General features: G+C 67.3%; 10 protein-coding genes and 3 tRNA genes. 12 read left to right on the top strand and 1 reads right to left on the bottom strand.

The window, feature by feature from the left end; all coding sequences use genetic code 11:
* Positions 1-37: 37 nt before the first annotated feature.
* The 9 genes from G6N75_RS14550 to G6N75_RS14510 all read left to right on the top strand — a co-directional run bounded on the left by G6N75_RS14550 (position 38) and on the right by G6N75_RS14510 (position 10574).
* A complete protein-coding gene (locus G6N75_RS14550) occupies positions 38-1384 on the top strand; it encodes a TolC family protein (protein WP_165349070.1) in 1347 nt (448 codons plus the stop codon).
* Positions 1381-2502, top strand: a complete 1122-nt coding sequence (locus G6N75_RS14545) for an efflux RND transporter periplasmic adaptor subunit (protein WP_165349069.1) — start codon at positions 1381-1383, stop codon at positions 2500-2502. The genes G6N75_RS14550 and G6N75_RS14545 overlap by 4 nt, the downstream gene beginning before the upstream one ends.
* Positions 2502-5693, top strand: a complete 3192-nt coding sequence (locus G6N75_RS14540) for an efflux RND transporter permease subunit (protein WP_165349068.1) — start codon at positions 2502-2504, stop codon at positions 5691-5693. Before G6N75_RS14545 ends, G6N75_RS14540 begins: the two co-directional genes overlap by 1 nt.
* Positions 5694-5782: 89 nt before the next feature.
* Positions 5783-7120: an NADP-dependent isocitrate dehydrogenase gene (gene icd, locus G6N75_RS14535; RefSeq protein ID WP_165349067.1), complete on the top strand. Its 1338-nt coding sequence runs from the start codon at positions 5783-5785 to the stop codon at positions 7118-7120.
* Between the two features lie 33 nt (positions 7121-7153).
* Positions 7154-7831 carry a uracil-DNA glycosylase gene (locus tag G6N75_RS14530; RefSeq protein WP_165349066.1) on the top strand — a complete coding sequence of 226 codons (678 nt, stop codon included), beginning with the start codon at positions 7154-7156 and terminating at the stop codon, positions 7829-7831.
* A complete protein-coding gene (gene uvrC, locus G6N75_RS14525; RefSeq protein ID WP_165349065.1) occupies positions 7828-9663 on the top strand; it encodes an excinuclease ABC subunit UvrC in 1836 nt (611 codons plus the stop codon). Before G6N75_RS14530 ends, uvrC begins: the two co-directional genes overlap by 4 nt.
* Positions 9664-9668: 5 nt before the next feature.
* A complete protein-coding gene (gene pgsA, locus G6N75_RS14520) occupies positions 9669-10253 on the top strand; it encodes a CDP-diacylglycerol--glycerol-3-phosphate 3-phosphatidyltransferase (protein WP_165349064.1) in 585 nt (194 codons plus the stop codon).
* 67 nt (positions 10254-10320) lie between these two features.
* A tRNA-Gly gene (locus G6N75_RS14515) sits at positions 10321-10396 on the top strand.
* A gap of 104 nt (positions 10397-10500) precedes the next feature.
* Positions 10501-10574, top strand: a tRNA-Cys gene (locus tag G6N75_RS14510).
* A gap of 8 nt (positions 10575-10582) precedes the next feature.
* Here G6N75_RS14510 and G6N75_RS14505 read toward each other — a convergent pair.
* Complete coding sequence (locus tag G6N75_RS14505; protein WP_206203139.1) at positions 10583-11113, bottom strand: toll/interleukin-1 receptor domain-containing protein; 531 nt, start codon at positions 11111-11113, stop codon at positions 10583-10585.
* A gap of 138 nt (positions 11114-11251) precedes the next feature.
* On the opposite strand from G6N75_RS14505, the gene G6N75_RS14500 reads away from it, so the two are divergent.
* From G6N75_RS14500 to G6N75_RS15590, 3 genes are all read left to right on the top strand, one after another.
* A complete protein-coding gene (locus G6N75_RS14500; RefSeq protein ID WP_165349062.1) occupies positions 11252-12784 on the top strand; it encodes a hypothetical protein in 1533 nt (510 codons plus the stop codon).
* 76 nt (positions 12785-12860) lie between these two features.
* Positions 12861-12947, top strand: a tRNA-Leu gene (locus tag G6N75_RS14495).
* Between the two features lie 19 nt (positions 12948-12966).
* Complete coding sequence (locus G6N75_RS15590) at positions 12967-14916, top strand: alpha/beta fold hydrolase (RefSeq protein ID WP_206203138.1); 1950 nt, start codon at positions 12967-12969, stop codon at positions 14914-14916.
* The last annotated feature ends 1 nt before the right edge of the window (position 14917 follow it).

Genomic DNA, 14917 nt, shown 5'->3' with positions numbered 1-14917 from the left:
ACCGATTGCAGTGCCACGGCGGGCTGTCCAGAAGCGATTGAACCAGACCAAGAGGCTCCTGGCCGCGGTCCTGGTGGTCATGATCGCGAGCGCCGCGATGATCGGAGAGCGCGTGACCGCCACGTCTCCACAACCTCTGTCGCTGCAACAGGCGCTGGCGCTCGCCCGCGCAGATAACCCCGAGTTGTTGATCAGCCGGGCCCAAAAGGCTCGCGCCGAGGCAACGCGGGTCAAGACGCGGCAGGGGATCCTGCCGACCGTGAGCCTCGACGCCACTTATCTCAACGCCGATGTCGGTTTGCTCGACCGGGTTTCCAGCGGGGCATTGGTCGTTCCCCCCGTTCCTGGGGTGGGTGAGCTCAATCCCGTGGAGGGCAACCTGGTGGGGATGCAGCTGGTGCAGCCGCTGATCAATGTAGGAGCCTGGCATGCACGGACACAGGCCGGCCACGCGGAAGGTGCGGCGCGCCTGGGACTTCACCGGGCCGAGCACGAAGTCGCTGTGGCGACGATCGAGGCTTATTTCGGCGCTGGCACGGCACAGCGGCAGCTGAGTGCCGAGGCCCGCGGTCTGGCAGCGGCGAGGAGAGCGTTGCGACAGGCCGAAGCCTTTGTCGATCAAGGCCTGGCTACCAGGCTCGATGTGCTCAATGCGCGCACCCGTGTTGGCGAAATGGAAGCGCGGCTGGCCTTGGCGGAGCGTCGCGTAGTCGCGTCGCATGCCATGCTGCGCCAGGTCCTCGGTCTTGACGGTGATGGCTTGCTCGAGCTGACTGACCCTGTGCCCGAACCTGCGGGCCAGCTGCCGCAAGAAGAATTCCTGCCGGCGGAGCGGAAGGACCTTCTCGCGCTGGAGGAGGCCGTCAAGGCGGCAGAAGCTGGTGTCGATCGCGCACGTGCGGCCTATCTACCCGATCTGAATATTTTTGCGCGCTATCAGCGGATCGAGATGAATCAGCCTTTTGGCTTCGACGAGACAGATTGGATCGTGGGCGTGAATTTCGGCTGGACTTTGTTTGCCGGTTTCGGGCAACAGGGAGCGTTGGACGAGGCTCGGGCAACCGAGCAGGAAAGGCGGGCGGAACTGCGCGGATTGCACCAGCGCGCCCGGCGTGAGGTCCGGGACACCCATGCCTGGTGGCGCGCGGAACTGCAAGCGTGGCGAAGCGCGGCGGTCAGCGTGGCCGCAGCGGAGGAGGCCCTCGCCCTGACCGAAAGGCGTTACGCTGAGGGGCTGGATGATATGGCGGCGTTATTGCGTGCGCAGGCGGAGGAACTGGCGGCGCTCACCCGCGAGACCAGCGCGCGATACAACGTGCTCGTCGCGGCCCAGCGTTACGGTCTCGCCAGTGGGGCCGGGAATCCGGGCGAGTTGTGGCCATGAGCCGGCGCCCAATCATCGCGAACTTCGCGAGATGGCTGTTGCCGGGCTTGGGATTGTTGGCGCTTGCATGCAGCAATGAGGTCGAAGGCACCGCTGCGAAAGACGTTGAAGGCGCAACCGTCAGCGTCAGCATCGCGCCGGCGGAAGTGATCGGCGGCGCGGCATATTTGGCGGCCCCGGGCGTAGTGCGCCCATATCGTCGCGCGCAGCTGGGCACGCGTCAGGCCGGCACCGTGGAAGCCGTGCTGGTGAGGGCGGGTGACCACGTGGTAGCTGGCCAGGAGATCCTGCAAATCGATTCCCGCGAGCTGGAGGCTTCGCGCATGGCGGCTATCCTGCAGCGGGATTCGGCGCGCGAGGCGCATGAGCAGGCATTGCGGAATCGCGATCGGTTTCGTCGCCTGTACGACCAAGGGCTTGTGGCCAAAGTGCGCCTCGAGGAGGCGGAGCTTCAGGCTGAGCGGGCCACCAGCGCACTCGGCCGGGCAGAGGCTGAATTGGCGGCCATCGAAGTCAGCATGGATTACGCGCGTCTGCGCGCGCCTTTCGACGGGGTGGTCAGCGAGATCCTGACGGAGACGGGGAGTTTCGTGATGCCCGGAATGCCGTTGGTGGTTTTCGAGGATCGGGGCCGGCTGGAAGTCGAAGCGGCGATTGACCAGGCCAAAGCGGCGGGCCTGTCTGTGGGGGCTCGCTTGCCCGTCGTGGCAGAGGGGATCAGTGAGCCTGCCGAGGGCAGGCTGCAGGCCGTTCTACCCGCGCTTGCAGGCAATGGGGCAGGGTTGCGCCTGCGCGCGCTGGTAGATACCCCCCCTTCCGGGCTGGTGCCGGGCATGGTAGTCGAATTGCGCGTCCCGTCGACGGGGGCTGCCTCGCATTCGGTCAGGGTCCCGGCGGGCGCCGTGGTGCGGCGCGGGCAGCTCACCGGAGTGTTCGTGATCGAGCCGGGCGACCAAATACCCTGGCGCGCAAGACTTCGCTGGGTTTCTCTCGACCCGTCGTCGCCAGACGATGGCTGGGCCTACGTGCAGCGCGGGCTGGAAGCCGGCGAGCGAGTGGCATACGGCAGCGCCATCAGCAAGCTCACTGATGGCCAGGCTGTCACATTGCAGGACTGATGGATAAAAAGGGCTTTGCCGGCAGGCTCGCAGGGCGCCTGATCGATTCGGCGCTGGTACCGCTATTCGTCATGACCGCATTGTTCCTCGGCGGCTACAGTTTGCTCGTCACACCGCAGCAGGATCGCCCGGATGTCGAGGTGCCCACCGCGCAGATCCTCGTGCCATTTCCCGGCGGCGGAGTGGAGCGCGTCGACGAACTCATCGCACGCCCCGTGGGCGCGTGGGCGAGCCAGCTGCAGAATGTCATTGAGGTCGGCACGGTAGCGGCGGCCGACGCGGCACTGATTGAAGTGGAGTTCGCTACCGGAGTCAGCGACGCCGAGGCCTGGGGATCGTTAAGCGAGCTTTTCCATAGCAACCGGCATCGCCTGCCTCCGGGCGCCGGGGCCGAGACGATTCGGACGCTGGGGGATGACATGCTGACCAGCCTGATGCTGACGCTTTCCAGCGCCGAGCTCAGCGGCTTCGAACTGCGCCGGCTCGCCGCCGAGGTCGGTGCACGCTTGTCCGCAATCGAGGGGGTCCGCGATGTCGTGGTGCATGGCGGGCAGCCGCGCCAGTTGCGCGTAATGCCCAGGCCGGCCGATCTCGCGGCACACGGTATCGACATCAGCCAAGTGCTCGAAGGCATCGAGGCGGCGAGCGTCCTGCTGCCGGCCGATTCGATGCGGTCAGACCAGGTATGGTCAGTTCGCGTCGGCCATGTCCCAGCTTCGGCTGAGGAACTCGAGCGCATCCAGGTGGGTGCCGGACCTGCCGGCGTGATCAGGCTGCGCGAGGTCGCCGACGTGGTAGACGGGCCGGCACCATACCACTCGCAGTCCGTCCACTGGGAGAGGGGCAGCCCCGGCGAGGTGCCGGCGGTCAGTCTCGCGCTCACCACGGTGCCGCACTACAACGTCAGCGCAGTGACGGACCGTGCATTGGCGCTGATGGATGCCGCCAAGGGTAGCCTGGTTCCCGCCGGAGTCGACGTCCGCGTCGCTTACGACGCGGGCCGGGCGGCCACTGAAACCGTAAGACGGGTGCTGGAGAATTTCGCCACCGCGACCGCGATCGTGGTGGTGATCATCCTGCTCGGTCTCGGGTGGCGTGCCGCGCTGGGGGTCTTCCTGCTGATCCCGGCGAGCATGGCCATCGTGCCGTTCGCCTACTGGCTCACGGGTTTCACACTCAACCCGATCTCCATCGCCGCGATGATCCTTGCCATCGGGCTCATTGCCGATGACAACATCATCATTATCGAGAACATTGGGCGACATTTCCGCAACGCGGGTGAGCGCAGCCGGGAACTCGCCGTCAAGGCGGTAGATGAGGTGGGCAACCCGACGATTCTTGCCGCCTTCCTGATTGTTATCACCCTGCTGCCGACGGCGTTTATCAGCGGCGAGATGGGGCAGTACATCCGCGCGATCCCGTTGGGCGCTTCATGGGCCTTGCTTTTCTCCCTTACCGTCGCGCTTACCGCGACTCCCTACGTCGCACTCCGCCTGTTACGCGCCAACCCGTCCCGCGAGGCCGGGCAACCTGGGGGAGGCGAACCGGATGCGCCGGAGGGAGCGACCCGAGGGCGACTCGAGAAAACTTATCGTGCGTTGCTGGAGCCGCTGTTCGAACATGCCTGGCTGCGTTGGCTGTTCTATCTCGTCCTCGTACTGTTACTGGCGGGCAGTGCCGGAATGATCCTGTCCCGGGCGGTCCAGGTCACCTTGGTGCCGTTTCTCGACCGCGAGATTTTCATCGTCGAACTGGAACTGCCGCCCGGCGGCCCGCTCGAGCAAACCCTCCAAGCCAGCGCAGCGATCGGACGCGAGCTGCGCGACTTCCCTGAAGTTGATGCGTATACGTCGTTTGCGGGAACAGCCGGCCCGGTGCTGTTACCTCGGCCCGGCCCCCCGGACATCGAGGTCGCGTCATCTCACCGGGCCTCGATCTATGTTCAGTTGCCTCCCGACGACAGACGCGAGCTCCTGAGTTACGAGATCGATCGCAAGTTGTTGGACCGACTCGGCCCGGTGCTCGAACCGTTCGGCGGCCGCGCCATGATCCGCCGGATTCCTTCGGGTCCGTCGGGCGAGAACCCGATCCAGGGCGAGATATTCGGGCCGGAACGGGAGGCACGACTTGCGCTTGCGGACCGCCTTGAACGCCTGCTCGAGGCACATCCTGCTGCCGCCAATATCGAGCGCTTCCCTGCGCCAGTTGGCCCCGAGATCTTGGTCAGGGCCGACCTGGAGCGGAGCGCTGCGATGGGCGTGCAACCGGCGCACGTAGCCGCGGCAGTGCACATGGCGCTGGCTGGACGGACCGCGGCCACGCTGGACCTTCCCGCGGAGCGCGAGCCGGTCCCCGTGATCGTGCGACTGCGGGAAAATGAGCGTGAGAGCCCCGACCAGCTTGCCGCGCTATACCTGCGCAGCGAGATCGGACAGATGGTGCCATTGACGGATGTGATCGAGCAGGTCGAAACGAAATGGGAGCCGAACCGGCATCGCAAGAACCAGCTCCCGGTGGTCTATGTGGCGGCCGATGTGAACCGGGATCGCAGCCAGCCGCTCTCGGTCCAGCGCGACCTGGTCGCGGAGATGGAAAAGCACCCGGATGAGATGCCGGCTATAAGCTGGATTAGCCTGCCGCGGAGCGATACTCGGACGGTCCTGTACTGGGGCGGCGAATGGGCGATGACCCAGCAGGTTTATCGTGACCTCGGGATGGCCGGTATCGTTGTTGTTCTCGTCGTCTATACGATGCTCGCGGGCTGGTTCAATTCCTACCTGGTGCCGCTGCTCATCATGGTTCCGATCCCGCTGGTCTTTATCGGCGTCATCCCCGCGCACTGGGCGACAGGCCTCGATCTCGCCGGCATGGGTGTGTTGGGCATCATCGCGCTCGCCGGCATTGTGGTTCGCAACGCCGTGCTGCTGGTCGATTTCACACAACAGCGGCTGGAGGAGGGGATGGACGTGCGCGAGGCACTCATTGCGGCCGCAACACTGAGGACGCGGCCGATACTGCTCACCGCCGGTACCGTGATGTTTGGCAGTGGCGCGTTGGTGTTCGAGCCGGCCCTGCGGCCTCTCGGGCTTACCCTCGCCAGCGGTGTGCTGGTCGTGACGCTGCTTACGCTGGTGTTGATCCCCACCCTCTACATGCACTGCTTCGGCCGGCGGAGCGGGGGTCGCGGTTGAGTCAGGTCGAGGGCGCAGCGATAATTGACGACTTAACTTGTCCGGTGCGCCGGCCCTGCAGCCAGACTTTCCAAGCGGAACGACACTCCATGCGTTATGAACACATCCGGCTTCCGGAGGACGGCGAGCCCGTCACCGTGAATCCTGATTTCACCCTGAATGTCCCCGACCGGCCGGTCATCCCCTTCATCGAGGGCGACGGCATCGGGGTCGATGTCTCGCCGGTCGCGCGCAAGGTGGTCGATGCCGCGGTCGAGGCCGCCTATGGCCACGAGCGGGCGATCGCCTGGATGGAGGTCTATGCCGGCCAGAAGGCGACCGGCCTGTACGGCGGCAGCCAGTTCCTGCCGGAGGAGACGCTCGATGCCCTGGAACGCTTCGTGGTCTCCATCAAGGGTCCCCTGGCGACACCGGTCGGCGGCGGCTTCCGCTCGCTGAACGTGTCCATCCGCCAGCGCCTCGACCTTTACGCCTGCGTCCGCCCGATCCGCTATTTCCCCGGCGTGCAGACGCCGATGAAGGAATCGGAGCTGGTGTCGATGACCGTGTTCCGCGAGAACACCGAGGACATCTACGCCGGGATCGAGTGGCCGGCCGGCTCGCCCGAGGCGCAGAAACTGATGAAGTTCCTGCAGGACGAGCTCAATGTCCACGCAGTGCGCTTCCCGTCGAGCTCCGGGCTGGGGATCAAGCCGGTCTCCAAGGAGGGCTCGCAGCGGCTCATCCGCAAGGCCATCAACTATGCCGTGGACGAGGATCGCAGCTCTGTGACGCTGGTCCACAAGGGCAACATCATGAAGTACACGGAGGGGGCGTTCCGCAACTGGGGCTACCAGGTTGCACGGGAGGAATTCGGCGCGACCGAACTCGACGACGGCCCCTGGCTGGCCTTCGACAATCCCCGTACCGGCCGCCAGATCGTGATCAAGGACGTGATCGCGGACAACTTCCTGCAGCAGATCCTGCTGAGTCCCGAGGACTACGACGTCATCGCCACGCTCAACCTGAACGGCGACTACATCTCCGATGCACTGGCGGCGCAGGTCGGCGGCATCGGGATCGCGCCGGGGGCCAACATCGGCGACGCGGTGGCGGTTTTCGAGGCGACGCACGGCACCGCGCCCGGCTTCGCGGGCAAGGACCGCGTCAACCCGGGCTCGCTGATCCTGTCCGCCGAGATGATGCTGCGCTACCTCGGCTGGCGCGAGGCGGCCGACCGGATCCTGCAGGGCGTGGCCGGCACGATCGCGGCCAAGGAGCTGACGTTCGACCTGGCCCGCCTGCGGAGCGCCATCCGCCTGCCGAAGAGTGACGGTGCCCGCGGCTCGGTGGAAGAGGAAATCCAGCGGCTGGTCCCCGGCGCGACCCTGGTCGGCACCAGCGGATTCGGTGATGCTGTCATCCGCCACATGAAAAATGATCATTAAAAACATTATCTAAAGTAAATTATTTAAAGTAGTTTGGAGAACAAGGTCGCAACCGCGCAGACATACCCGGCCTCGTGGTTCGACGACGGTTGCCGGCGCTGTGCGCGGTTGGCGGCCTGTCTCGACGAGGTCCGGGCCAGGCACCCGGAATACCATGCCGCGCCGGTGCCGCCCTTCGGCCCGGCCGATGCGCCCTTGCTCCTGGTCGGCCTGGCGCCCGGCATGCACGGCGCGAACCGGACCGGGCGGCCGTTTACCGGGGACCATGCCGGCATCCTGCTCTACCGCACGCTGTTCGACCTCGGCCTGGCCACGGCGCCGGAGTCCGTGGCCGCCGACGACGGGCTCGAACTGCTCGGTTGCCGGATCACCAATGCGGTGAAGTGCCTGCCGCCCGCGAACAAGCCGCTGCCGGCCGAGGTGCGGGAATGCCGGCGCTGGCTGGCGCCGGAGCTGGCGGAGAGTCGTCCGCAGGTCGTGCTGGCGCTGGGACGCATCGCCCACGATGCGACGCTCGGCGCGCTCGGCTTGCGGCGCGCGAGCTGGGGTTTCAGCCACGGGGCCCGGCACCGCCTGCCCGGCGGCATGGTGCTGTTCGACTCCTATCACTGCAGCCGATACAACACCCAGACGCGGCGGCTGACCGAGCCGATGTTCCGGGAGGTCGTGGGGCGCGCGGCGGAAGCCGCCGGGGTCGGGCAGCGTACATGACGCGCAAGGGCCGGGAGAAGTTCGACCCGCGGCCGATCCTGCGGCGGCTGGGCCATCGCCCCGGGGTCTACCGCATGCTGGGCAGCGACGGGGAAATCCTCTACGTCGGCAAGTCACGCGACCTGAAAAAGCGGGTGTCGAGCTATTTTCGCGGTACCCCGCGTCCGGGCAAAACGGGCTTCCTCGTCAGCCAGGTGCGCGGTATCGAGGTTACGGTCACGCGCAGCGAAGCCGAGGCCCTGGTGCTCGAGAACAACCTGATCAAGGCGCACCGGCCTCGCTTCAACGTCCTGCTGAAGGACGACAAGAGCTTTCCCTATATCCGGCTGGACACCAGCCACGAGTTTCCGCGCCTGGCCTTCTATCGCGGTTCCCGGCACGTGCCCGGGCGGCTGTTCGGCCCCTACCCGAACGTGCCCGCCGTGCGCGCGACGCTGCGGGACCTGCAGCGCCTGTTCCGGATCCGGCCCTGCGAGGACAGCTATTTTGCCCACCGCAGCCGGCCCTGCCTGCAGTACCAGATCGAGCGCTGCTCGGCGCCCTGTGTCGGCCTGATCTCCCGTGAGGATTACGCTCGCGACCTGGATCACGCGATCCGGTTCCTCGAAGGGCGCGGCAGCGAGATCCGCCGTGAACTGGTGAAACGCATGGAGGCCGCCGCGGGTCGCCTGGCCTTCGAGGAAGCGGCCCGCTATCGCGACCAGGTCGCGCGCCTGGCCGCCATCCAGGAAACTGCCGTCGGCGGCGAAGCGGGCGCCGTCGAGGCCGATGCGCTGGCGGTCCACGAGCAGGGCGGGCTGTATTGCGTCGCGGCGATGTTCATCCGTGGCGGCCGTGTGCTCGGCAGCCGCAGCTGGTTTCCGCGCGTCGCGCCGGGCAGTGAGCCGGCCGAAGTCCTAGGCGCCTTCGTGGCGCAGCACTACCTGGGCGGCAATCCGCCGACAGAAATTCTCACCGCGATCGACCTCGAGGATGAAGCCCTGTTGTCCGAAGCGCTCGCAGCCCAGGTCCAGCGCCCGGTCGCCGTGCGCCACCGCGTGCGGGCGGCGCGGGCGCGCTGGCTGGAAATGGCGGCCGAGAACGCGCGCCAGGCCCTCGAGCTGAAGATCGCCGGCACCGCCGGGTTCACGGCCCAGCTGGAGGCCCTCGGCGAGGCGCTCGGCCTCGACCGGACACCCCGGCGCGTCGAATGCTTCGACATCAGCCACACCGGCGGCGAGGCGACCGTGGCGAGCTGCGTCGTGTTCACGCCCGAGGGCCCGCTGAAGTCGGACTACCGGCGCTTCAACATCGCCGGGGTTGCGGCGGGGGACGATTATGCGGCCATGCGCCAGGCGCTGCTGCGACGCTACAGCCGGGTCAAGCGCGGCGAGGCGCCGCTGCCCGACCTGCTGCTGGTGGACGGCGGCAAGGCCCAGCTGGCCGAGGCCCAGGGGGTGCTCAACGAGCTCGAGCTGGAAGGGGTCGAGCTGGCCGCCGTGGCCAAGGGCCCGAGCCGGCGCCCCGGGCTGGAGAAAGTCTTCTTGGCCGGCCAACCGCAGGCACTTATACTGCCTCGTGACTCTGGTGCGCTGCACCTTGTGCAACAGGTGCGCGACGAGGCACACCGCTTTGCGATCGCGGGGCACCGCCAGCGGCGCGCCAAGGCGCGCCGGCTCAGTCCCCTCGAGGATATCCCGGGCCTGGGGCCGAAGCGCCGCCGGCAGCTGCTCAACGAGCTCGGCGGCATGCACGGGGTGCTGGCCGCCGGAGTCGAGGACCTGGCGCGGGTCCAGGGCATCAGCCGGGACCTTGCGCACCGCATTTACGACGCCCTGCACCCGGCGGACTGAGGACCATGTCAGCCAGCCTTAACCTGCCCAACCTGTTGACCTGGATCCGGATCGTCCTGATCCCCCTGATCGTGCTGGTTTTCTACCTGCCGCACTACTGGGAGTTCATCCCGGCGTACTGGGCGGGACCGACCGCGGCCATCATTTTCTCGCTGGCGGGGATCACCGACTGGCTGGACGGCTACCTCGCCCGCAGGCTCAACCAGGCGTCGAACTTCGGCGCCTTCCTCGACCCGGTGGCCGACAAGCTGATGATCTCGACGGCGCTCGTGCTGCTGGTGTCGAAGCATCCGGGCTACGCCGTGGCTTTGCCGGCGGCGATCATCATCGGGCGGGAGATCGCGGTCTCGGCGCTGCGCGAGTGGATGTCCGAGCTGGGCCGGCGCCACCACGTCGCGGTGTCCGGGATCGGCAAGTACAAGACCACCGCCCAGATCACGGCGCTGATCATGATGCTGTGGGAGCACCCGCTGCTGTTCATCCCCATGTACCAGGTCGGCTACGGCTTCCTGCTGGCCGCGGCGGTGCTGACCCTGTGGTCGATGTGGAAGTACCTGGTGGCGGCCTGGCCGCACCTCAGGGAGGATTGAGGCCGCGCCAGGGCAGGGCGCGCAGACTTGACAGGCCACCCGCGTGGCTTAGAATTGCGCCTCCCCAGCGGGAATAGCTCAGTTGGTAGAGCACAACCTTGCCAAGGTTGGGGTCGCGAGTTCGAGTCTCGTTTCCCGCTCCAGACACGCCGAAAGCCCGGCCTCCGCGCCGGGCTTTTCTTTGGGCTCCACGGCCGCCGGCTGTGGTAGAGTTCGACCCCGGTTCCCCCCCTCGCGGGAACCCCATGGCGCGGTGGCGGAGTGGTTACGCAGCGGCCTGCAAAGCCGTGAACACCGGTTCGATTCCGGTCCGCGCCTCCAGCTTTTTCCTAGCGGCCTGCAGCCATCATGGCGATGAAGGCCACCAGGGCGGCGAAGACGCCGAGTGCCACCGGGCGCCAGTGCGCGGAGAACAGCGGGCCCGGCGGCGGCGCATTGGCCGTGGCCGGAGCGGACGCGCCCCGGGCTGGCGGCGGCAGTCCGGCCAGGGCCCGCTGCAGGCCGCTGGCCAGCTTGGACCGGAAATCCTCAGCCGCCATGCGGTGCATGAAAATGCGGTGGGTGCCGCCCAGGCTCAGCCGCAGCCCCGGCGTGAGCTCGGACGGCTCGACTTCCACCGGAACGATCGGCCGGTCGCACTCGAGGGCGAAGTGAATTTCGTCCAGGCAGTAACGTGAGGACAGGGAGCGGGGGCTCATGAAAAAGAGCATCGCCGCGCAGCCCTCGATCGCCAGGGCCAGGTCCTCGCTCCAGCGCTGGCCCGCATCGATGGCCTCGTCGAACCAGACTTCGAAGCCCTGTTCCCGCAACCAGTCGATTTCCTGCACGACCAGGTCCCGCTGGTCGTGGGCATAACACACGAACAGGTAGGCTCCTGCTCGTGCGCCCGCCGGGTCCGCCGCTACCTGCAAGTCCGTCTCCGAAAAACCCCGTGCTGCGGTCGTTTGCCGATGGCTCGAAGCACAGCATAGAATGCATTTGGCCGTATTGAAAACGGAATGACGATGACAATGCTGGCAGGGAGGTGGTCGCAGGCTTCGGAGAAGGCCCGTGACCGGGGACTGGGCCGCGCAGTCGGCGCCTATGTCTTTTCCCTGATGCTCCTGGCCACGGTCGAGTGGGTCTCGAACCCCGAGCGTGCGCTCCTGCTGCATGGTACCGATATCCAGCTTGCCTTTGGCGGGCTGGTGCTGACCGGGTTGCTGGCGTGGTTGGCGCCCCGGCCCCGGTCGTTCGGCGGGCACAGCGTCGCGGCGCCCGCCGCGCCGGCAAGCCCCTTGCCGGTCTCGGACACGGCGCAGGCATCCGTCGCCGTGATGCCGCTGGAGTCCCTGTCCCGGGGCGAGGACGACGCGCTACTGGCACAGGGTTTCGCGGCGGAGATTACGCGAGCGCTCTCCGGCGTCCCGGATCTTCGCATCGTGCCCTTCGCCCAGTCGGCGCCGCTGGCGGGGCAGCCCGCCGCGGCCATCGCCAAGGCGCTCAACGCGCGCTATATCCTCTCGGGCACGTTCCAGCGCAGCCCTGGCCGGGTGCGCATCATCGTGCGCCTCACCGATGCCCAGTCGGGGACGGAAGCCTGGGTCGCTTCCTACGAGCATGACCTGGACGACCTGTTCAAGGTGCAGCGGGAGGTCGCCGAGGCGATCGCCGTGGAGACCGGCTCCCAGTACCTCAACATCGTCTCGGAAGACCTTTGCCGGCAGCCGCCCCAGGGGCTGTCGGCCTGGAGCCTCACGCACAAGGCGCTGACGTTCTGGACCGTCTCTTACACCGCGGAGGCGTCGGCGGACGCCATCGGCTGGCTGGAGCAGGCGCTGAAGCTGGAGCCGGACAACGCCATGGCGCACGTACTGCTGGCGTTCGTGCTGAACCAGCGGGTCGTCAATTCCTTCGCCGATGATCCCCTCGGCGAGAACGGGCGCGCGCTGGCGGAGGTGGACGCGGCACTGCGCCTGGCCCCGCGGGACGCCACGGTGATGGAGTACGCCGCGCTGGTGTGGCTCAACTGCGGCTTCCGCAAGCGCTCGCTGCACACCGCGCGCCGTGTCGTGGCGATCGCCCCGTTCAACATGGTGGCCTGGGGCTATGTGGGCTGCAACCTGGTCTGGGGCGGCAGCCCGGAGGAGATCGAGGAGGGCCTGGCCATCCTCCACCGCCTGCTGGACGAAGCACCCAACCACCCCTCGGTGCCGTTCTGGCATTACTTCCTCGCCGTGGGCTATACGGAAGCAGGCCGGTACGAGCCGGCCCAGGAGCACGCGCATACCGCGGTGGGGTTCCACCCGGGCTTCTGCCTCGGCTGGGTGGCTCTCGCCAACGCGCAGGGTGCGCTCGGCGACACCGCTGCGGCGGCCGAGTCCAGCGCCCGGGCCCGGGCCGCAAACCCCCGGTTCGACCTGGAAGGTTTCCGGCAATACCTCACAGCCATCTCCCGGGAATGGCCCGAGACCGCCAGGCGGCAGACCATCGGGCTGGTGCGGGCCGGCTTGCTGGCGCCGGGGCAGGATCAGGCCGGCGAGCCGCGCTGAGGCAGGCACGGGGCTGTGCCCGGCGCTGCCGCGCGCCTGCACCCGAACTGGCCTGTGTTACTTTTCCTGTTTCGCCGCCCGGGTGGCGAAACTGGTAGACGCAGGGGACTTAAAATCCCCCGGTCGCAAGACCATGCCGGTTCGACTCCGGCCCCGGGCACCAACAAGCTGGGAGGTATTCCGTGACACCAAGCAAGCTGATCGTCCTGCCACTCCTGTTGCTGTCGCTGCTCCTCGCCTCCAGTGCGGGCGCCGTGGAGCGGGTCGAGCGCGGCAACCTGGTGCTGGAGAACATGCCGGAGATTCCGGCCGAAGTGACTGAGCGACTGGAGCAGTACCAGAACACGCGCTCGGCGGGTTTCGCCAGCTGGCTGAACGACGGGAGCATCCTGATCTCCACCCGCTTCGGCGACACCAGCCAGATCCATCGCGTCAGCCAGCCGATGGGCGCGCGGCACCAGCTGACCTTCTTCCCCGAGCCGGTCACCAGCGCGTCGGCGCCGCCCGACCCGGAACTCAACGGTTTCGTCTACAGCCGCGACGTCGGCGGCAACGAGTTCTACCAGCTCTTCTGGTTCGATTTCGCCACCGGCGAGAGCACGCTGCTGACCGACGGCAAGTCGCGCAATACCGGCCCCGCCTGGTCCAATCGCGGCGATCGCTTCGCCTACGCGAGCACGCGGCGCGACGGGCGCAACTACGACATCTACCTGGCCGACCCGCGCCAGGGACCCGAAGGCCACCGCCTGGCGCTGGAAGGCGAAGGCTTGTGGGTGCCGATGGACTGGTCGCCGACCGACGACCGGCTGCTGGTCATCAACTACCGTTCGATCACCGAAAGCCGCGTCTTCCAGCTGGAGCTGGAGTCGGGCGAGCTGACCCAGGTCTATCCGCAGGAGGAGCCGGTGGGCTTCGGCGGGGCCGCGTTCGACCGGCGAGGCACCGGGGTCTATGTCGTCCACGACCATGGCTCGGAATTCAAGCAGCTCCATCATCTCGACCTCGAGTCGGGCAAGAGCACGCCGCTGTCCGCAGAGATTCCCTGGGACGTGTCGTCCTTCACGCTGAACCGCGCCCGCACGCGCCTGGCCTTCGCCACCAACGAGGGCGGGATGTCCCGCCTCCACCTCCGCGACGTCAAGGACGATCGCCCCTTGCCGGCGCCCGACCTCCCGGTGGGGATCGTCGGCAGCTTGTCCTTCGATCCCGACGGCAGCGCGCTCGCCATGACGTTGAACACCCCCCAGTCGCCGAGCGATGTCTTCGTCTACCAGCTCGCCGAGCGCACGCTGCGGCGCTGGACCGAGAGCGAGGTTGGTGGACTCGATACGTCAGAGTTCCCGGTGCCGGGGCTGGTCAGCTTCGAGAGTTTCGACGGGCTCGAAGTACCGGCCTGGCTGTATCTGCCGCCGGGCGAGGGCCCGCATCCGGTGGTGATCCAGATTCACGGCGGGCCCGAGGCCCAGTCGCGACCGAACTTCTCCTCGACTTACGCCTACTGGGTGAACGAGCTCGGGGCAGCGGTGATCCGGCCGAACGTCCGCGGCTCCAGCGGCTATGGCAAGACCTACCTCAAGCTGGACAACGGCCCACTGCGCGAGAACTCGGTGCTCGATATCGGCGCGTTGCTGCACTGGATCGAACAGCGGCCCGATCTCGACGCCGACCGGGTCATCGTCTACGGGGGCTCCTACGGCGGCTACATGGTGCTGGCCTCGATGGTGAATTTCGACGAGCGGCTGCTCGGCGGGGTGAGCATCGTGGGCATCAGCAGCTTCGCCACCTTTCTCGAGAACACCGAGTCGTATCGCCGCGATCTGCGGCGCGCCGAGTACGGCGACGAGCGCGATCCCGGCATGCGCGCCATCATGGAGCGCATTTCCCCGCTCAACAACGCGGACAAGATCCGCTCGCCGCTGTTCGTGGCCCAGGGCTACAACGACCCGCGCGTGCCGTACACCGAGTCGGAACAGATCGTCGCCGCGGTGCGCGACAACGGGGTGCCGGTCTGGTACCTGCTGGCCATGGACGAGGGTCACGGCTTCGCCAAGAAGCCGAACCGGGATTATTTCCAGGCGGCGACCGTGCTGTTCTTCAAGCGGCTGTTCGAGGGCGAGCTGGGCGCGGAATGAA

It is taken from the genome of Thioalkalivibrio sp. XN8, assembly GCF_011058255.1.
GTDB lineage: Bacteria > Pseudomonadota > Gammaproteobacteria > Steroidobacterales > XN24 > XN24.
The sequence above is the reverse complement of the archived record's forward strand: the minus strand, read 5'-3'. Positions and strand labels throughout refer to the sequence as shown.